Below are 19,366 nucleotides of genomic sequence, written 5' to 3'. Positions count from 1 at the left end.
AACGGTCGGCGCACACCATTCCCGCCGGACCGTTCTGAGAAGCCGGCGGACCAGAACGCGAGGAGATGGGACCTGTGACCATCCGGGTTGGCATCAACGGCTTTGGCCGAATCGGCCGTAACTTCTTCCGGGCAGTGCTGGCGTCCGACGCCGACATCGAGGTCGTGGCGGTCAACGACCTGACCGACAACGGCACGCTCGCCCACCTGCTCAAGTACGACAGCATCCTGGGTCGTCTGCCGTACGAGGTCAAGGCCACCGCCGACGAGATCACCGTCGGTGGCAAGACCATCAAGGCGTACGCCGAGAAGGACCCGGCGGCGCTGCCGTGGGGCGAGGTCGGCGCGGACGTCGTCATCGAGTCGACCGGCTTCTTCACCGACGCCACCAAGGCCAAGGCGCACGTCGACGGCGGGGCCAAGAAGGTCATCATCTCCGCCCCGGCGAAGAACGAGGACGTCACCGTCGTCATGGGCGTGAACCACGACCAGTACGACCCGGCGAAGCACACGATCATCTCCAACGCCTCGTGCACCACCAACTGCCTGGCCCCGATGGCGAAGGTCCTGCAGGACACGTTCGGCATCACCAAGGGTCTGATGACCACGATCCACGCGTACACCCAGGACCAGAACCTCCAGGACGCGCCGCACAAGGACCTGCGCCGGGCCCGCGCCGCCGCGCTGAACATCGTGCCGACCTCCACCGGCGCCGCGAAGGCCATCGGCCTGGTCCTGCCGGAGCTGAAGGGCAAGCTCGACGGGTACGCGCTGCGGGTGCCGATCCCGACCGGCTCGGCCACCGACCTGACCGTCGAGGTCGGCCGCGAGACCACCGTCGACGAGGTCAACGCCGCGCTGAAGGCCGCCGCGGACGGCCCGCTCAAGGGCATCCTGGTCTACAACGAGGACCCGATCGTCTCCGCCGACATCGTCACCGACCCGGCGTCGTGCATCTTCGACGCGCCGCTGACCAAGGTGATCGGCAACCAGGTCAAGGTCGTCGGCTGGTACGACAACGAGTGGGGCTACTCCAACCGCCTCGTCGACCTGGTCAAGCTGGTCGGTAGCTCACTGTGAGCATCCGGACCCTCGACGACCTGCTCGCCGAGGGGGTGTCGGGTCGGCGCGTGCTGGTGCGCGCCGACCTGAACGTCCCGCTCGACAAGCAGACCGGTGCGATCACTGATGACGGCCGCATCCGCGCGGTGCTGCCGACCCTCGGCGCGTTGGTTGAGGCCGGCGCGAAGGTGGTCGTCTGCTCGCACCTGGGCCGCCCGAAGGGCGCGCCGGACCCGCAGTTCAGCCTCAGCCCGGTCGCCGGGCGGCTCGGTGAGCTGCTCGGAGCGCCGGTGCGCTTCGCCACCGACACCGTCGGCGAGTCGGCCCGCGCCACCGTCGCCGACCTGGCCGACGGTCAGGTTGCCCTGCTGGAGAACCTGCGCTTCAACGCGGGCGAGACCAGTAAGGACGAAGCCGAGCGGGGCGCCTTCGCCGACCAGCTCGCCGCGTTCGGCGACGCGTACGTGGACGACGCGTTCGGCGCGGTGCACCGCAAGCACGCGAGCGTCTTCGACGTGCCGGCGCGGCTGCCGCACGTCGCGGGCCGACTGGTGCTGCGCGAGGTCGAGGTGCTGTCGAAGCTGACCGGCGACCCGGAGCGACCGTACGTGGTGGTGCTCGGCGGGTCGAAGGTGTCCGACAAGCTCGCGGTGATCGAGGCGCTGCTGCCCACCGTGGACCGGCTGCTCATCGGCGGTGGCATGTGCTTCACCTTCCTCAAGGCCCAGGGCCTGGAGGTGGGCACCTCGCTGCTGGAGAAGGACATGGTCGAGACCTGCCGCAACCTGCTGGAGCGCTCCGGCGGCAAGATCATGCTTCCGGTCGACGTGGTGGTGGCGGACGCGTTCGCCCCGGACGCCGCGCACGACACGGTCCGCGTCGACGGCATCCCGAGCCACCGGCTCGGCCTGGACGTCGGCCCGGAGACGGTGGCCGGCTTCAGCGCCGCGCTGTCCCAGGCGAAGACCATCTTCTGGAACGGGCCGATGGGCGTGTTCGAGATGCCGGCCTTCGCGGCGGGCACCCGGGGGGTCGCCGAGGCGATCACCAAGGCCGACGCGTTCAGCGTCGTCGGTGGCGGTGACAGCGCGGCGGCGGTCCGTGCCCTCGGGTTGGACGAGTCGTCCTTCGGGCACATCTCCACCGGCGGTGGCGCCTCCCTGGAATACCTCGAGGGCAAGACCCTCCCCGGCATCGCGGCCCTGGAGAAATGAACATGGCGAGCACCACCCGCCGGCCGCTGATGGCCGGCAACTGGAAGATGAACCTCAACCACCTCGAGGCCAACCTGCTGGTGCAGAAGCTGGCGGCGAGCCTCACCGAGAAGCAGCTGACCGACGTCGAGACGGTCGTGCTGCCCCCCTTCACCGACCTGCGCACCGTGCAGACCGCCGTGGACGGGGACAAGCTGCTGATCGGCTACGGCGGGCAGGACCTCTCCCCGCACGCGTCCGGCGCGTACACCGGGGACATCTCCGGCCCGCTGCTGGCCAAGCTGGGCTGCACGTACGTCGTGGTCGGGCACTCCGAGCGGCGGGCCTACCACCACGAGGACGACGCGCTCGTCAACGCCAAGGTCAAGGCGGCGCTGACGCACGGCCTGACGCCGATCCTCTGCGTGGGGGAGGGGCTGGACGTCCGCGAGCAGGGCACCCACGTGGCGCACTGCTCCGACCAGCTCGACGGTGGCCTCGCCGGGCTCACCCCCGAGCAGGTGCGGCAGGTCGTGATCGCGTACGAGCCGGTCTGGGCGATCGGCACGGGCAAGACCGCGACCCCGGAGGACGCCCAGGAGGTGTGCGGGGCGGTCCGGCAGCGACTGGCGGAACGCTTCGACCAGGAGACCGCCGACCAGGTACGCGTCCTCTACGGCGGCTCGGTCAAGGCGTCGAACGTCGCCTCGATCATGGCCCAGCCGGACGTGGACGGGGGCCTGGTGGGGGGCGCCAGCCTGGACGCGGAGGAATTCGCGCAGATCTGCAGGTTCCCGGAGCACCTCGTTCGCTGATCGCTCGGTATCCTTGACACCGCCCGTCCGCCGGTCGGTGCCACCGTGCCCGATCAGACCGGGCGAGGATCGCTACGAGAGGAACTGACCCCAGCCATGCCGATCTGGTTCGCATACACGTTGATCGTGTTGCTGGTCATCACGAGCATTCTGCTCACGCTGCTGATCCTGCTGCACCGCGGCAAGGGTGGCGGTCTGTCGAGCATGTTCGGTGGTGGCGTCAGCTCCAGCCTCGCCGGCTCCTCGGTCGCGGAGAAGAACCTGGACCGCTACACCGTCCTGGTGAGCGTCGTCTGGTTCGCCGCGATCGTCGGGCTCGGGCTCTGGCTACGCCTCCAGATGAACAGCGGCGCCTGAGCAGGCTCGTCAAGTCGTACAATCTGCGCGCGGTCCGTCACTCGACGGGCCGCGCGCAGACTTTTCTCCGCTGCACCGCGTCGCCCGCCGCTCCACCCCCGAAGTCGGCGGGTCCCCTCCGACGACAGGAGCGAGCAGCCGTGCCGAGTGGCAACATCATCAGGGGCGCCCGGGTCGGGTCCGCGCCCATGCGCCCGGACGAGCGGCACCAACCCGCGCCGCGCAAGAACGTCACCTACTGGTGCCGTAACGACCACCAGGTCGACATCCGGATCGCCGCGGACGCCGTGCCGCCGAGCCTGTGGGACTGCCCCCGCTGCGGCCTACCCGCCGGGCCGGACGCGCAGAACCCGCCGGGCCGCGTCCGCGCCGAGCCGTACAAGAGCCATCTGGCGTACGTCAAGGAGCGGCGCACCGCCGAGGAGGGCGAGGCGTTGCTGAACGAGGCGCTGGCCGCGCTGCGTCGTCGCCGGGGCGAGTAGCGCAGCGCGGCCGGCCGAGCAGGTCAGCGGGCCGCCACGCGGCGGGTGGGGCAGCCCGCGCTCAGCGGAGGCTGCGCAGCCGGGCCGGCACGTCGGTCGCCGCCGCCCGGTCCAGGAGCCAGCGGGTGCGGGCCACGCCGTGCACCCCGGCCGCCGGTAGCTGCACCGGCCCGGCGCCGGCCAGCGCCATACCCACCGCGTGCGCCTTGTCGGCGCCGGCCGCGACCAACCAGACCTCCTCGGCGGTGTTGATCGCCGGCAGGGTGAGGGTGGTCCGCGTCGGCGGCGGCTTCGGGCTGCCCCGCACCGCGCTGCACGGTCGCGTGTCGTAGTGCACGGGGTGCTCGGGGAAGACCGAGGCGACGTGCCCGTCCTCGCCGACGCCCAACATCAGCACGTCGAAGTGCGGCAGCGTGCCGTGCCCCGGGCCGGCGGCGCGCAGCAGCTCGTCCGCGTACGCCGCCGCGGCCACCTCGGGGTCGTCGCCGGCCGGGCCGTCCGAGGCCGGCATCGGGTGCACCCGGGCCGGGTCCAGCGGCACCACGTCCAGCAGGGCGGACCGGGCCTGCGTCTCGTTGCGGTCCGGGTCACCGGCCGGCAGGAACCGCTCGTCGCCCCACCACACGTCGACCCGGGACCAGTCCACCGCGTCCCGGGCCGGCAGCGCCGCCACCGCCCGGTAGACGGCCGCGGCGACCCGGCCGCCGGTGAGCACCACCGAGGCCTCGCCCCGGTCGGACTGGGCGTCGAGCAGCTTCACCAGCAACCGGGCGGCCACGGCCTGCGCCAGCAGGTCGGCGTCGGCGTGTACGGCGACACTCGCCTCACTCATTGATTGCGCCTTCGTTTCCCGACCGCTCGGCGGTCGCTGTCGCGTCGTGCCCGGACGGGGTGCCCGAGGGGGTGGGCGGTTGGTGCGCGAACCCGGTACGGGCTCAGACCTCGCCGCTGGTGCCGGAGTGCGCCGTGACGCCGGCCTCGGCGCGCTGTGCGGTGGCCGGATCCTTCCAGACGTGGACCCGCTGTGCGGGCCGTTGTTCCAGCCCACGCAGCCCGACCGTCGCGCCCAACGCCTCCGCGTACACCTGGTCGGCGTCCAACCGGCGCAGCTCCTCGGCCAGTTCGTCGCCGAGCGGGCGGCGGACCAGGGGCAGGGTGCGGTCGTCCTGGCCGGTCCGCCGGAACACCGCCAGGCTCTCCTCCCGGGTCAGCGTGAGCTGGTCGCCGTTGGCGCAGCTCAGCTGCACCTCGCGCATGCGGGGTGCGTCGGTGCTGTCCACCCGGCGGGGGGTGATGCCGAGCCGGCTGGACAGCCAACCGATCATCAGCGTCGCCGTCGGGTCGGTCGGCGGCGCTACCACCGTCGCCTCGGTGACCTGGGCGCTCGTGGTGTCGAACGCGCCCGCGACCAGGGTGCGCCACGGGGTGATCCGGGTCCACGCCAGGTCGGTGTCGCCGGGGGCGTAGTCCCGGGCCCGCTGTCGCAGCGCCTCCACCGGGTCGGCGGCCTGCGCGGCGTCGGTGATCCTCCGGTCGGCGACCACACCCAGGAAGTCGGTGGCGATCTCCGCCGGCGGCTCACCGTGCCACCAGGTGACCACCGGGACGTCCGGGACCAGCAGCGGCAGCACCACCGACTCGGCGTGCAGGGCCAGCCGGCCGTACATCCGGGTGACCACCGCCTCGCACGGGCCGAGCCGGCCACCGACCACGATCTCGGCGTCCAGCCGGTTGCGGTCCCGCTCGATGTCGGAGCGCACCACCACCAGCAGCCGGCACGGGTGGGCGGCGGCGGCGATCGTCGCCGCCGCCTCCGCCTCCCGGACCCGCTTCTCGTCCACCACCACGATGAGGGTGAGCGCCATGCCGCTGGCCACCCCACCGGCGCTGCGCCGCTCGGCGGCGAGCGCCTTGACCACCTCGTTGCCGGTGGTGTCCCACAGCCCGATCATGCTCGTCTCCAAGCGCGGCCCTCGCGGGCCAGCATCTCGTCGGAGGCCCGGGGCCCCCACTCGCCGGCCCGGTACGGCTCCGGCGTGGTGCCCGCCCACGCGTGCTCCAGCGGGTCGATCACCTGCCAGCTCTGCTCGACCTCGGCCGCGTCCGGGAACAGCGTGCGATCGCCGATCAGCACGTCCAGCACCAGCCGCTCGTACGCCTCCGGGCTGGACTCGGTGAACGCCTCGCCGTACTGGAAGTCCATCGCGATGTCGCGGACCTCCATCGTGGTGCCCGGCACCTTCGAGCCGAACTTGAGCACCACGCCCTCGTCCGGCTGCACCCGGATGACCAGTTGGTTGTTGCCCAGCGACTCCATGTCGGCGTCGTTGAACGGCAGGTGCGGCGCCTTCTTGAAGATGATGGCGACCTCGGTGACCCGCCGGGGCAGGCGCTTACCGGCCCGGATGTAGAACGGTACCTCCGCCCACCGGCGGTTCTGGATGCCCAGCCGCACCGCCACGTACGTCTCGGTGGTGGAGTCGGGTGGGACGTCCTGCTCCTCCCGGTAGCCGACGGCGCGCTCGCCGCCGACCCAGCCCGGCAGGTACTGCCCCCGAACGGTGTCCCGCGCGACGTCCCTGGGCAGGGTGATGGCCTTGAGCACCTTCAGCTTCTCGGCCCGGATCTCGTCGGCGTCGAAGCTGGTCGGCTCCTCCATCGCCACCAGGGCGAGGAGTTGCAGCAGGTGGTTCTGCAGGACGTCGCGGGCGGTCCCCACGGTGTCGTAGAAACCGGCCCGGGTGCCGATGCCGACGTCCTCGGCCATGGTGATCTGCACCGAGTCGACGTACTTCGAGTTCCACAACGGTTCGAACAGGTTGTTGGCGAACCGCAGGGCGAGGATGTTCTGGACCGTCTCCTTGCCCAGGTAGTGGTCGATCCGGAAGACGTCCTGCCGGGTGAACACGTCGTCGACGAGGTCGTTGAGCGCCTTCGCCGACGGCAGGTCGCTACCGAACGGCTTCTCCACCACGACCCGGCGCCAGCCGCCGGACTTGTTGTTGTCCGCCATGCCGGTGCGGGCCAGCTGCTTGAGCACGACCGGGAACGCGGCCGGCGGGATGGAGAAATAGAACGCGGCGTTGCCGGCGATGCCGTGGGTCTGCCGCAGGTCGTCGAGCGTCTCGGCGAGCGTGTCGAACGCCGCGTCGTCGTCGAACGACCCGCCGACGAACTTGATGTTGCCGGCCAGCCGCGCCCACACCTCGTCCCGCCACGGGGTACGGGCGTGCTTGCGGGCCGCCTCGCAGGCCAACGTCTCGAAGTCGCCGTCGCCCCAGTCGCGGCGCGCGAAACCGAGCACCACGAACCCGGGCGGCAGCAGCCCCCGGTTGGCCAGGTCGTAGACCGCCGGAAGCAGCTTCTTGCGGGCCAGGTCGCCGGTCACCCCGAAGATCACCAGAGCACACGGCTCCGGGATCCGGGGCAACCGGCGGTCCTGTGGGTCGCGCAGCGGGTTCACCGAGTCGCCTCCTCGCTCCGCTTCACTCACGTCGTTCATCCTCAGGCCCGGAGCTGACCGGCCGCGTCGAGCAGTTGGGCGACGCCGGCGGTCCGGTCCGTCAGGTGCAGGCGCAGCACCGGGCGCTCCCGACCGGCGAGGGCCTGACGGTCGCCGGCGGCCTGCGCCGCCTGGAGGGTGCCGAAGGTGTACGGCTTGCCCGGCACCTCCAGGTCCTCGGCGACCGCGCCGGTCACCTGGAGGTAGCTGCCCACCTGCGGCCCGCCCTTGTGGTACTGGCCGGTCGAGTGCAGGAACCGCGGGCCCCAGCCGAAGGTGACCGGACGCCCGCCCGCCTCGGCCAGCAGCGACCGCAGCCGGGCCGTGTCGGCGTCGGCGAACCGGTCGAGGTACGCCATCACCGCGAGGTAGCCGTCGTCGCCCAGCCCGTCGAGCAGCCAGCGCAGCACGCCGACCAGGTCTGCCGGAGCGCCCTGCGGGGCGTACACCTCGATCGCGCCCTCGGTGAACGACGGCGTCTCCGCCGGCAGGCCCGAGGCCAGGATCTTGTTGGTGTTCTCCTTGGACTCGGTGACGTTCGGCTGGTTGAACGGGTCGATGCCGAGCACCACGCCGGCCACCGCGGTGGCGTACTCCCAGGCCAGGAACTGCGCGCCGAGCGGGCCGTTGACGGCCACGTCCGGGTTGGCGCCGCCGCCGGGCATCTCCCCGGCGGCCAGCGCGCCGCCGTAGCTGACCGTCAGCACGTCCGCGCCGGTGGCGCCGGGGCTCTGTGGCGACTCCACCACCACCGGGAGGATGCCCACTCCGGCCTTGCCGGTCGACTCGGCGATCAACTGCTCGGCCCAGTCGCCGAGCCCGTCGATGCCGGTGCCGTCGGAGACCAGGGCGACCTTGTCCCGGGCCAGGGTGGCGGCGGCGCCCAGGGCGGCGCCCAGCGCCAGCGCCGGGTTGTCCCGGTCCGCGCCGAGCGACGCGGCCAGCGCGTCGGCCTGGTCGAGCAGCTCCGACACGTCGACCCCGGCCAGCGCCGAGGGCACCAGGCCGAACGCGGTGAGCGCGGAGTAGCGGCCGCCCACGTTCGGGTCGGCGAGCACGGTGAACGCGCCCATCTCGGTCGCGGTCTGCTCCAGCGGCGAACCCGGGTCGGTGACGACGACGAAGTGCCGGCCGGCCTCCGCCTCGGTCATCCCGGCGTCCAGGAACGCCTGCCAGTACGCGCGCCGGTGGCTGTCGGTCTCGACGGTGGAGCCGGACTTGCTGGCCACCACCACGACGGTGCGCTCCAACCGGTCGCCGAGCGCCGCCCGGACCTGGCCCGGGTCGGTGGTGTCCAGCACGGTCAGCGGACGACCGAGCGTCCGGGTGATCACCTCGGGGGCCAGCGACGAGCCACCCATGCCGGCGAGCACCACGTGGTCGAGGTCGGTCAGCTCGGCCTTCAGCTCGGCCAACTGCGCCAGCAGCTCCCGGCTGCGCTGGTGGGTGTCCACCCAGCCCAGCCGGATCTTCGCCTCCGCCTCGGCGTCCGGACCCCACAGGCTGGCGTCCTTGCCGGCCAGCCTGCCCGGCACACCGGCCTTGACCAGCGCGTCCCGGGTAGACGCCGGCGCGGTCTTGTCGACCGCGTCCGCGCCGTACACGGCCAGCCCGGCGGCCGCCTCTACCGGTCCCGCGAGCAGGTCACTCATGCCGTCACTCCGCTCCGCCGCGTGCCGTGCCCGCCGATTCGCTCGCTCATGCCCCACCGGCCTTCTGGGCGGCCTGCGCGTTGCCGGTGGCCGCCTTGTTCGGGGCTCCGGTGCCCTGCTTCGCCGCGTCCAGCGACTTGCGCACGCCGTCGAGCAGCTCCTGCCAGCTGACCTCGAACTTCTCCACGCCCTCGCGCTCCAGGGTGGCGATCACGTCGGACATGTCGATCCCGACCGACTCCAGGTCCGCGAAGACCTGCCGAGCCGCGTCGTACGAGCCGGTGACGGTGTCGCCCCGGGTCTCGCCGTGATCGGCGTACGCGTGGATGACCGACTCCGGCATGGTGTTGACGGTGCCGGCGGCGATCAGCTCCTCGACGTAGATGACGTCGCGGTAGTCCGGGTTCTTCGTGGAGGTGGACGCCCACAGCGGCCGCTGCGGGTGCGCCCCGGCGGCCTCGAGCGCCTTCCAGCGGTCCGAGGAGAAGACCTCGGTGTAGCGCTCGTACGCGAGCTGCGCGTTGGCGACGGCGGCCTTGCCGCGCAGCGCCTTCGCCTGGTCCGAGCCGATCTTCTCCAGCCTCTTGTCGACCTCCGAGTCGACCCGGGAGACGAAGAACGACGCCACCGAGCCGATCGTGGACAGGTCGTGACCGTTCGCCTTGGCCTGCTCCAGACCGGCCAGGAACGCCTCCATGACCGCCGAGTAGCGGTCCAGCCCGAAGATCAACGTCACGTTGACGCTGATCCCCTCGGCGAGCGTGTCGGTGATCGCCGACAGGCCCTCCTCGGTCGCCGGGATCTTGATGAAGAGGTTGGGCCGGTCGACCAGCCACCACAGCGCCTTGGCCTCGGCGACCGTCTTGTCCGCGTCGTGCGCGCTGCGCGGGTCGACCTCGATCGAGACCCGGCCGTCGACACCGTCGCTGCCGTCGTACGACGGGCGCATCACGTCGCAGGCCCACCGCACGTCGTACGTGGTGAGCATGCGCACGGCCTCCTCGACGTCCACCCCACGGGTGGCGAGGTCACGCAGCTGCCAGTTGTACTCGTCGGCATCGCTCAGCGCCTTGGCGAAGATCGTCGGGTTGGTGGTGACCCCGGCGACGTGCTTCTCCCGGCGGAGCTGGTCCAGCCCGCCTGAGCTCAACCGCACCCGGGAAAGGTCGTCGAGCCAGACCGCCACGCCCGCGGCGGTCAGCTCATTCAACTTGTCGGTCATGCCGTCCACGCTCCCTCAGTTGCCGGTCGTGAAACCGGTGATGTCGCCCACCCGAGCCAGCGAGGCGTGCGCCGCCGCCACGATCCGGTCGGGGGTGAACCCGAACTGCTCGAAGAGCACGGTGTGCGGAGCGCTCGCCCCGTAGTGCTCCAGGCTCACGCTCTCGCCCAGGTCACCGACGATGGCGCGCCACGACATCGCGATGCCCGCCTCCACGCTCACCCGTGCCTTTACCCCGCGTGGCAGAACCGACTCCCGGTAGGCCTCATCCTGCTCGTAGAACCACTCCTGGCAGGGCATCGAGACCACCCGGGTCGGGGTGCCGTCGGCCTCCAGCCGCTCCCGGGCGGTCAGGCAGAGCTGCACCTCGGAGCCGGTGCCGACGATGATCACCTGGGGCTTGCCGTTGGACGCCTCGGCCAGCACGTAACCGCCCTTGGCCACCCCCTCCACGCTACCGAGGACGTCGCGGTCCAGGGTCGGCAGCGGCTGCCGGCTCAACGCCAGCGCGGTGGGCCGGTCGGTGTGCTCCAACGCCTGCCGCCAGGCCCAGGCCGTCTCGTTGGCGTCCGCCGGGCGGACCACGTCCAGGCCGGGGATCGCCCGCAGCGCGGTCAGGTGCTCCACCGGCTGGTGGGTCGGGCCGTCCTCGCCGAGACCGATCGAGTCGTGCGTCCACACGTAGGTCACCGGCAGCTTCATCAGCGCGGCCAGCCGCACCGACGGGCGCATGTAGTCGCTGAACACCAGGAAGGTGCCACCGTACGGGCGGGTGCCGCCGTGCAGGGCGATGCCGTTGAGGATCGCGCCCATGGCGTGCTCACGGATGCCGAAGTGCAGCGTGCGGCCGTACTCGTGGCCGGGGAAGTCCTTGGTGGCGTGTGACGCCGGGATGAACGACGGCTCGCCCTTCATCGTGGTGTTGTTGCTCTCCGCCAGGTCGGCGGAGCCGCCCCACAGCTCCGGGAGCACCGGCGCCAGGGCCTCCAGCACCTTGCCGGAGGCGGCCCGGGTGGCCACACCCTTGGCGTCGGCCGGGAAGACCGGCAGCGCGTCGGTCCAACCGTCCGGGAGCACCCGACCCGCCAGCCGCTCGTAGAGCGCGGCGCGCTCCGGGTTGGCCGCCTTCCAGGCGTCGAAGGAGGTGGTCCACTCCTGCTGGGCGTCCGCGCCGCGACCCATCACCGTGCGGGCGTGGCCGAGCACGTTCTCGTCGACCTGGAAGGTCTGCTCCGGGTCGAAGTCGAGGAGGCGCTTGGTGGCCTTCACCTCGTCCGCGCCGAGCGCCGAACCATGGATCTTGCCGGTGTTCTGCTTGTTGGGCGCGGGCCAGCCGATGATGGTGCGCAGCGCGATGAAGGAGGGGCGACTGGTCTCCGCCCGGGCGGCCAGCAGCGCCGCGTACAGCGCCTCGACGTCCTCGTGGTAGTCGCCCTGGTCCGCGTCGCCGCTGCGCCAGTCGACGGTCTGCACGTGCCAGCCGTACGCCTCGTAGCGGGCGGCCACGTCCTCGCTCTTGGCGATCCGGGTGTCGTCCTCGATGGAGATCTCGTTGTCGTCGTAGATCAGCGTCAGGTTGCCCAACTGCTGGTGCCCGGCGAGGGCGCTGGCCTCGTGGCTGATGCCCTCCTCGATGTCGCCGTCCGAGGCGATGCACCAGATGTCGTGGTCGAAGACCGACGCGCCCGGCTCGGCCTCCGGATCGAACAGGCCGCGCTCGCGGCGGGCCGCCATGGCCATGCCGACCGCGTTGCCCAGGCCCTGACCGAGCGGGCCGGTGGTGGTCTCCACGCCCGGCGTGTGCCCGTGCTCCGGGTGCCCCGGAGTCTGCGAGCCCCACTGCCGCAGCGACTTCAGATCGTCCAGGCTCAGCGGGTAACCGGACAGGAAGAGCTGGATGTAGAGCGTCAGGCTCGAGTGTCCGGCGGAGAGCACGAAACGGTCCCGGCCGGGCCAGTTCGGGTCGGCCGGGTTGTGCCGCATCACGCGGTTGAAGAGGAGGTACGCGGCGGGCGCGAGGCTCATCGCGGTGCCCGGATGGCCGTTGCCGGATTTCTCCACGGCGTCCATGGCCAGCACGCGGACGGTGTCGACAGCCCGGCGATCGAGGTCGGACCAGTTCAGTGCGGAGTGCTCGGGTCGTTTGGCAGCCACGATGGTTTGTGCTCCTCGGCAGATGGGCGGAACCCTCACCGATGACCTTATCGAGCGTGCCTAAACGTGCGCCCGGGGATCTCATCATGGTGTGCGCTACGTGACGATCTGACTGCGCGACAGCACCCGGTGGTGTGACGGCCCGCACCGTTGTCGGGTCGGCCGGGCAGCCAAAACGACGACGCGTAGTGTGTGGGTCGGTGTGCGGACCCGAGCGGGCTCCGCCGAACCGATCTCCCCATGGCGATGCCGGAAGGTGGCAATCCGTGAGCATGATCACCGAGCGCCCCGTGAGCAACCCGGCCGGGCAGCATCCGGCGCGGGCGGCCGAGGGCCCGGTGGCCCGGCGGGACGTACGCGCGGTCATCTCGGCGTACGTGGCGCTCACCAAGCCCCGGATCGTCGAACTTCTGCTGGTCACCACCGTTCCGGCGATGATGCTCGCCGAGGGTGGGCTGCCGTCGCTGTGGCTGATGGCGATAGTGCTCATCGGCGGCTCGCTCGCCGCCGGCGCGGCAAGCGTGCTCAACTGCTACATCGACCGGGACATCGACCAGCTGATGCGGCGTACCAAGCGTCGCCCGCTGCCGGCGCACACCGTGTCACCGCGCAGCGCTCTGGTCTTCGGCCTGGTGTTGGCGGCGGTGTCGGTCGTCCTGATGGCGACGTTCACGAACCTGCTGGCCGCGGGTCTGACGCTGGCCGCGATCGCCTACTACGACCTCGTCTACACCCTGTGGCTGAAGCGCTCCACCCCGGCCAACACCTTCTGGGGCGGCGCCTGCGGGGCCGCGCCGGTGCTGATCGGCTGGGCGGCGGTCACCGGCTCGCTGGCGCCGGCCGCCTGGGGGCTCTTCGCGGTGGTCTTCTTCTGGCAGATGCCGCACTTCTACCCGCTCGCCATGAAGTACAAGGACGACTACGCCCGTGCGGGCATCCCGATGCTGCCGGTGGTGGCCTCGACCCGCCGGGTGAACGCCGAGATCCTGATCTTCGCGTGGCTGACCGTGTTGACGTCACTGGCCGTCTGGCCGCTGGGGTTGAGCGCGATCTACGGGGTGCCGACCCTGGTCGTGGGAGCCATCTTCATCGTGGAGGCGCACCGGCTCTGCCGCCGGGCGACGCGCGGCGAGGCGGTCAAGCCGATGCGGTTGTTCCACTGGTCGACGACGTACCTGACGATCGTCTTCGTCGCCGTCGCGCTCGACGCGTTGATCTGATTCGCTCTCACGTTTCTGTCGTCGGTGGCTTACCGGGATAACCGCCGACTAATCATGCTCGTAGATGAGTTGTCCGGGTTTAACATCACATCAGAGTAACTTTCAGCATGAGTCGGATCGGCTCAACCTGCGCCGGCTGCGGGAGGTTTGCCGGGTGGTTTCGCCCGTACAAGTCGGATAAATCCGGTCAGGTTACCTGTGGTCAGCCTTAAACCCTTAGGTAATTGGCATCACAAAAGGTTCATGGTTCTCGCCCAACGGTGTGCAAGTCTGCTTAGGCTTCGCGTTATGGCAGATGGTTCCGATACGACGCTGACGGCCGAGCAGACCGCCGGCGAGCAGGCGCACCACGGCCTGGTCGCGGGCCTCAAGGCCTTCGCCGCCGGACACGGCGGCGCGAAGGCGGTCATCGAGTACGTCGGCAAGCGTGGCGCACGAATCGTCCTGGTGGGCGCCGACGGGGAGTGGGGCGACCAGTTCGCCGACGACACCGTCACCGCCCGGGAGGCGTGCGCCAAGGCGGGAGTCACCGTCGAGAACGCCTGGGAGCGTGAACTGATGGACCAGATGCGGCCGAGCAACGACCTCTGGCGGTCGATGGCCCGACGCACGATGGCCCGTTGATATAGACACCTGAATTGACCACCAACCACCAGTCGACCCGGGGGGAACCCCGGGTCGCTCTCGTCACCTGGGCCGAACTGGTCGACCTCAACGGCGACGACCAGCTGGTCCTGTCCCCGCTCGCCGCCCGTGGCGTCGCCGTCGACATCGTCGTCTGGGACGACCCCGCCGTCGACTGGGTCCGCTACGACCTGGTCGTGCTCCGCTCACCATGGGACTACGCGCTGCGCCGGGACGAGTTCGTGGCCTGGGCGGCATCCGTGCCCAGGCTGGTCAACCCGGCCGACGTGGTGCGCTGGAACACCGACAAGCGCTACCTCGCCGAGTTGGCCGCCGCCGGGGTGCCGGTCGTACCGACGACCTGGATCGAACCCGGGGAGACCTGGCAGCCGCCCGCCGAGACCGGCGAGTACGTGCTCAAGCCCTCGATCAGCGCCGGCAGCCAGGACACCGGCCGCTACGACCTGGCCGACCCGGAGCACCGGCGCCTGGCCGCCGCGCACGCCCGTCGGCTCTCCGACGCCGGCCGGGTGACAATGGTGCAGCCCTACCTGCCCGCCGTCGACACCGAGGGTGAGACCGCCCTGCTCTACCTGGCCGGTCCGGACGGGCTGACCTTCAGCCACGCGATCCGCAAGGGCCCGATGCTGACCGGTCCCGACCTCGGCCCGTCCGCGCCGGAGAAGGCCGAGGAGATCAGTCCCCGTACCCCCGGGCGCGCCGAGCTGGCGGTGGCCGAGCGCACTCTCGCGGCGGTCCCCGGCGGCACCCGGGCACTGCTCTACGCCCGGGTCGACCTGATCCCCGGCCCGGACGGCGAGCCGGTCCTGGTCGAGTTGGAGTTGACCGAGCCGTCGCTCTTCATCGGGTACGCCGACGGAGCCCCCGATCGCCTCGCCGGGGCGATCACCACCCACCTGACCCGCCGCCCCTGAGCCGGGCTGGCCTGGGCGCTTGTCACCCTGGTTGGTCTCGGCCCTTGAGTGAGGGCTGGGTTGGGCGCGCGTCGCCCTGGTTGGTCGCGACCCTTGAGTGGGGGCTGGGTTGGGCGCTGCCGTTTCCTGCCACGCGCTGCCGTTTCCTGCCACGCGCTGAGGCCTTCTGCCGTGCGTCGCGGGCCGAGACCCGCGGGGGGCGTCCCAAGATCCGCGCAACTTCACCGGAGTTGCGGCCTCACCGCACGATGAGCCAGCACTTTCCCTGATGTTGCGCGGATCTTGAGGCCGATGGCCCAGTGCGCGGGCGCTACCTGGGGTTCTCGAGGTCAAGATCGCGCAACATCCCGGATGTAGTGGCCTGGGCGTGTCGGTGAGGCCACTACATCGTGGTTCGAGCACGATCTTCGGCGCGGGGCGCGGGGCGCGGGGCGCGGGGCGCGGGGCGCGGGGCGCGGGGCGCGGGGCGCGGGGCGCGGGGCGCGGGGCGCGGGGCGCGGGGCGCGGGGCGCGGGGCGCGGGGCGCGGGGCGCGGGGCGCGGGGCGCGGGGCGCGGGGCGCGGGGCGCGGGGCGCGTCAGGCGTTGACCGGCACCGGGGCGGCCTGGGCCGGGACGGCCTCCGGTGCCGACGTGACCGGGTGGCGTTCCCGGGTGGACCACTGCACCGACAGGGCGGCCAGCAGCACCAGGCAGGACCCGAGCATGTGCGCGCCGACCAGGAGCGCCGGCAGGTGGGTGAAGTACTGCACGAAGCCGATCAGACCCTGGCCCAGCTCGACGGCGATCAGGACGATCGCGGCGCGGGTGGCCCGCCGCGCGTGCACCGCGCGGAACGCGAGGATCAGCGCCACCGACAGACCGACCAGCAGGAACACCCCGTCGGCGTGCACCTGGGAGATGGTCTCCGGGTCGAGCCCGTTGCGCGCCGCGCCGTGGTCGCCGGCGTGCGGGCCGCTGCCGGTGACCCAGGTGCCGACGACGAGCACCGCGACGGTGACGGCGGTGGTGATCCGGGCCAGTGTCCGCAGCGGGGTGGGCACCACGGCCACGGCCGGGCCGTCCGGGTCGGTGACGCGACGCCAGAGGGCGTACGCGGCGGCGATCACCGCCATCGAGGCGAGGAAGTGCAGCCCGACCACCCACGGGTTGAGGTTGGTGAGCACGGTGATGCCACCGATCACCGCCTGGGCGGGGATGCCCAGGAAAACCGCCACGGCCAGCCCGAGCAGCCCGGGGCGGCGCGGTCGGTGGGCCAGCACGGCCAGGACGGTGGCCAGCGCGATCAGGCCCACCGCGAAGGTGAGCATGCGGTTGCCGAACTCGATCACCCCGTAGACGCCCATCTCGGGCGTGGTGACGTAGGAATCGTCGGTGCACCGGGGCCAGGTGGGGCAGCCGAGACCCGAGGCGGTCAACCGGACGGCCCCGCCGGTGACGACGATGCCCACGTTCGCGATGATCGAGGCGAGGGCGAGGCGGCGCAGCAGGGTGCCGGAGACCGGGGGGACGATTCGGTTCACGGCCCAAATCCTACGCACCGTAGTGATCGAGGTTCGTCCGACTCCGCCGACCCGGTGGTTCGGATCACCGGAACCCAGGTTTGCGACAGTCCGGGTAATTACGTAACGTTGGCGTTGTGAAAAACGCGGCGGCGCTCTCCGGGCACCAACCGACGGCCGTTCCGGCCCTCGGCGCGCCCGCGTCCGCGTCCGTCGGGGCCGCGCCGACCGCTCTTGCCGGGTCGTCGGCGACCGAGGTCTCCACCCGGGACCGGGTCACCCACCTGCTGCTGGAGCGGGGCGCGACGACCGCCGCGCAGCTCGGTGTGGCCCTCGGGCTCAGTCCGGCGGCGATCCGCCGGCACCTGGACGCGATGCTCGCCGACGGCGACGTCTACGCCCGTGAGCAGACCGTGCGGGGCAGCCGTGGCCGGGGGCGTCCGGCCAAGGTGTTCCTGTTGACCGAGGCCGCCCGGGGCCGCTGTGGCACACACCACTACGACAACATGGCCACCGCCGCGCTGCGCTGGATCGCCCGCAGCGGCGGCTCGGACGCGGTCGCGGCGTTCGCCGCCGAGCAGGTGTCGGCGCTGGAGTCGCGCTGCCGTGCCGCCATGGAGGACGCGGGCGACGACCCTCTCGCCCGAGCCGAGGCACTCGCCTCGGCGCTGACCGCCGAGGGTTACGCTGCCAACGCGACCACGATCGCCTCGGGCGGCCAGCTCTGCCAGCACCACTGTCCGGTGGCGCACGTGGCCGCCGAGTTCCCCCAGCTGTGCGAGGCCGAGACCGCGGTGATCTCCCGTCTGGTCGGCACCCACGTGCAGCGCCTGGCCACCATCGCACACGGCGACGGGGTGTGCACCACGCACATCCCGACCCAGCCGGGCCGTGCTCCATCCGGTAATCCCGTCACCACTGTGAGGACAGATAGATGACCGAGCAGATCGTCCAGCCCCTGACCCAGGAGGAGCAGCTCGCGGCCCTCGGTCGCTACGAGTACGGCTGGTCCGACCCGGACGTCGCCGGGGCGTCTGCCCAGCGCGGCCTCAACGAGGCGGTGGTACGGGACATCTCGGCCAAGAAGAACGAGCCGCAGTGGATGCTCGACCTGCGGCTGAAGGGCCTGCGGCTGTTCGACCGCAAGCCGATGCCGGCCTGGGGCGCCGACCTGACCGGGATCGACTTCGACAACATCAAGTACTTCGTGCGGTCCACCGAGAAGCAGGCTGCCAGCTGGGAGGACCTGCCCGAGGACATCAAGAACACCTACGACCGGCTGGGCATCCCGGAGGCGGAGAAGCAGCGTCTGGTCGCCGGTGTCGCGGCGCAGTACGAGTCGGAGGTCGTCTACCACAAGATCCGTGAGGACCTTGAGGAGCAGGGCGTCGTCTTCCTGGACACCGACACCGCGCTGCGCGAGCACGAGGACATCTTCAAGGAGTACTTCGGCACGGTGATCCCGGTCGGCGACAACAAGTTCGCCGCGTTGAACACCTCGGTGTGGTCCGGTGGCTCGTTCATCTACGTGCCGAAGGGCGTGCACGTGGAGATCCCGCTGCAGGCGTACTTCCGGATCAACACCGAGAACATGGGCCAGTTCGAGCGGACGCTGATCATCGTCGACGAGGGCGCGTACGTGCACTACGTCGAGGGCTGCACCGCGCCGCTCTACTCCTCCGACTCGCTGCACAGCGCGGTCGTGGAGATCATCGTCAAGAAGAACGCGCGCTGCCGCTACACGACCATCCAGAACTGGTCGAACAACGTCTACAACCTGGTCACCAAGCGCGCCGTCTGCCACGAGGGCGCGACCATGGAGTGGGTCGACGGCAACATCGGCTCCAAGGTGACGATGAAGTACCCGGCGGTCTACATGACCGGCGAGCACGCCAAGGGCGAGGTGCTCTCGGTGGCGATGGCCGGCGAGGGCCAGCACCAGGACGCCGGCGCCAAGATGGTGCACGCGGCGCCGCGCACCAGCAGCACCATCGTGTCGAAGTCGATCGCCCGCGGCGGCGGCCGCACGTCGTACCGGGGCCTGGTGCAGGTGCTGGAGGGCTCGCACCACAGCCGCAGCACCGTCAAGTGCGACGCCCTGCTGGTCGACACCATCTCCCGCTCGGACACCTACCCGTACGTCGACATCCGCGAGGACGACGTGGCGATGGGGCACGAGGCGACCGTCTCCAAGATCAGCGATGACCAGCTCTTCTACCTGATGAGCCGGGGCCTGAGCGAGGACGAGGCGATGGCCATGATCGTGCGTGGCTTCATCGAGCCGATCGCCAAGGAGCTTCCGATGGAGTACGCCCTGGAGCTGAACCGGCTCATCGAACTCCAGATGGAGGGCGCGGTCGGCTGACGCCGCCTCCGCCCGGCCAGGGCCGGACCCGGACCCGGTGCGCAGGGTCCGGTCCAGCCCGCTTCGACCCTCCGATCCATGACAGACCAAGGAAGAGATGACTACCCAGGCTTCCGCGCCGCCGCCCAGCACCAAGTCGCAGGCGCTGCGCTCGTACGACGTCGCCGACTTCCCGGCCCTCACCGGGCTGGAGGAGGACTGGCGTTTCACCCCGCTCAAGCGCCTGCGCGGCCTGACCGGGGTGCCGGCCGCCACCGGTGCGGTCCGGCACGAGCACGACGACC

At 71.2% G+C, this 19,366-nt stretch carries 17 protein-coding genes and 1 pseudogene; 11 read left to right on the top strand and 7 right to left on the bottom strand.

Annotated features, from left to right (window positions below; translation table 11 throughout):
- Positions 1-74: 74 nt before the first annotated feature.
- From gap to O7634_RS00145, 5 genes are all read left to right on the top strand, one after another.
- Complete coding sequence (gene gap / locus O7634_RS00165; RefSeq protein ID WP_278148144.1) at positions 75-1,079, top strand: type I glyceraldehyde-3-phosphate dehydrogenase; 1,005 nt, start codon at positions 75-77, stop codon at positions 1,077-1,079.
- Complete coding sequence (locus O7634_RS00160; protein ID WP_278148143.1) at positions 1,076-2,275, top strand: phosphoglycerate kinase; 1,200 nt, start codon at positions 1,076-1,078, stop codon at positions 2,273-2,275. Before gap ends, O7634_RS00160 begins: the two co-directional genes overlap by 4 nt.
- Before the next feature lie 2 nt (positions 2,276-2,277).
- Entirely contained in the window at positions 2,278-3,069 is a 792-nt protein-coding gene (gene tpiA, locus O7634_RS00155) for a triose-phosphate isomerase (protein WP_278148142.1), read from the top strand.
- Positions 3,070-3,165: 96 nt separating this feature from the next.
- Positions 3,166-3,426, top strand: coding sequence for a preprotein translocase subunit SecG (secG, locus tag O7634_RS00150; protein ID WP_030337344.1), 261 nt, complete (start codon positions 3,166-3,168; stop codon positions 3,424-3,426).
- Positions 3,427-3,566: 140 nt separating this feature from the next.
- Positions 3,567-3,908 (top strand): RNA polymerase-binding protein RbpA, encoded by a 342-nt coding sequence (locus O7634_RS00145; RefSeq protein WP_278148141.1) that lies wholly within the window; start codon positions 3,567-3,569, stop codon positions 3,906-3,908.
- A gap of 61 nt (positions 3,909-3,969) precedes the next feature.
- On the opposite strand, the gene pgl is transcribed toward O7634_RS00145, so the two are convergent.
- The 6 genes from pgl to tkt all read right to left on the bottom strand — a co-directional run bounded on the left by pgl (position 3,970) and on the right by tkt (position 12,438).
- Entirely contained in the window at positions 3,970-4,740 is a 771-nt protein-coding gene (gene pgl, locus O7634_RS00140; protein ID WP_278148140.1) for a 6-phosphogluconolactonase, read from the bottom strand.
- 103 nt (positions 4,741-4,843) lie between these two features.
- Positions 4,844-5,860 carry a glucose-6-phosphate dehydrogenase assembly protein OpcA gene (locus O7634_RS00135; protein ID WP_278148139.1) on the bottom strand — a complete coding sequence of 339 codons (1,017 nt, stop codon included), beginning with the start codon at positions 5,858-5,860 and terminating at the stop codon, positions 4,844-4,846.
- Positions 5,857-7,410, bottom strand: a complete 1,554-nt coding sequence (gene zwf / locus O7634_RS00130; RefSeq protein ID WP_278148138.1) for a glucose-6-phosphate dehydrogenase — start codon at positions 7,408-7,410, stop codon at positions 5,857-5,859. Before zwf ends, O7634_RS00135 begins: the two co-directional genes overlap by 4 nt.
- A 2-nt stretch (positions 7,411-7,412) precedes the next feature.
- Complete coding sequence (locus O7634_RS00125) at positions 7,413-9,062, bottom strand: glucose-6-phosphate isomerase (RefSeq protein WP_278148137.1); 1,650 nt, start codon at positions 9,060-9,062, stop codon at positions 7,413-7,415.
- A gap of 46 nt (positions 9,063-9,108) precedes the next feature.
- On the bottom strand, positions 9,109-10,284 hold the full coding sequence (tal, locus tag O7634_RS00120) for a transaldolase (RefSeq protein ID WP_278148136.1): 1,176 nt from the start codon (positions 10,282-10,284) through the stop codon (positions 9,109-9,111).
- Positions 10,285-10,299: 15 nt separating this feature from the next.
- Positions 10,300-12,438 carry a transketolase gene (gene tkt / locus O7634_RS00115; RefSeq protein WP_278148135.1) on the bottom strand — a complete coding sequence of 713 codons (2,139 nt, stop codon included), beginning with the start codon at positions 12,436-12,438 and terminating at the stop codon, positions 10,300-10,302.
- Positions 12,439-12,704: 266 nt separating this feature from the next.
- Here tkt and O7634_RS00110 point away from each other — a divergent pair, with 266 nt between their 5' ends.
- From O7634_RS00110 to O7634_RS00100, 3 genes are all read left to right on the top strand, one after another.
- Positions 12,705-13,658 (top strand): heme o synthase, encoded by a 954-nt coding sequence (locus O7634_RS00110; protein ID WP_278148134.1) that lies wholly within the window; start codon positions 12,705-12,707, stop codon positions 13,656-13,658.
- 288 nt (positions 13,659-13,946) lie between these two features.
- On the top strand, positions 13,947-14,282 hold the full coding sequence (locus O7634_RS00105) for a hypothetical protein (protein ID WP_278148133.1): 336 nt from the start codon (positions 13,947-13,949) through the stop codon (positions 14,280-14,282).
- 14 nt (positions 14,283-14,296) lie between these two features.
- A complete protein-coding gene (locus tag O7634_RS00100; protein WP_278148132.1) occupies positions 14,297-15,217 on the top strand; it encodes a hypothetical protein in 921 nt (306 codons plus the stop codon).
- 576 nt (positions 15,218-15,793) lie between these two features.
- Here O7634_RS00100 and O7634_RS00095 read toward each other — a convergent pair.
- Entirely contained in the window at positions 15,794-16,738 is a 945-nt protein-coding gene (locus tag O7634_RS00095; protein WP_278148131.1) for a COX15/CtaA family protein, read from the bottom strand.
- A 263-nt stretch (positions 16,739-17,001) separates the two neighbouring features.
- Here O7634_RS00095 and O7634_RS00090 point away from each other — a divergent pair, with 263 nt between their 5' ends.
- From O7634_RS00090 to O7634_RS00080, 3 genes and pseudogenes are all read left to right on the top strand, one after another.
- Entirely contained in the window at positions 17,002-17,655 is a 654-nt protein-coding gene (locus tag O7634_RS00090; RefSeq protein WP_278153811.1) for a transcriptional regulator, read from the top strand.
- Positions 17,652-19,082, top strand: a complete 1,431-nt coding sequence (sufB, locus tag O7634_RS00085; RefSeq protein ID WP_278148130.1) for a Fe-S cluster assembly protein SufB — start codon at positions 17,652-17,654, stop codon at positions 19,080-19,082. The genes O7634_RS00090 and sufB overlap by 4 nt, the downstream gene beginning before the upstream one ends.
- Positions 19,083-19,179: 97 nt before the next feature.
- A pseudogene (locus tag O7634_RS00080) lies at positions 19,180-19,366 on the top strand (Fe-S cluster assembly protein SufD); the annotation flags it as partial.

The organism is Micromonospora sp. WMMD1120 (assembly GCF_029626235.1).
Taxonomy (GTDB): Bacteria; Actinomycetota; Actinomycetes; order Mycobacteriales; family Micromonosporaceae; genus Micromonospora.
The sequence above is the reverse complement of the archived record's forward strand: the minus strand, read 5'-3'. Positions and strand labels throughout refer to the sequence as shown.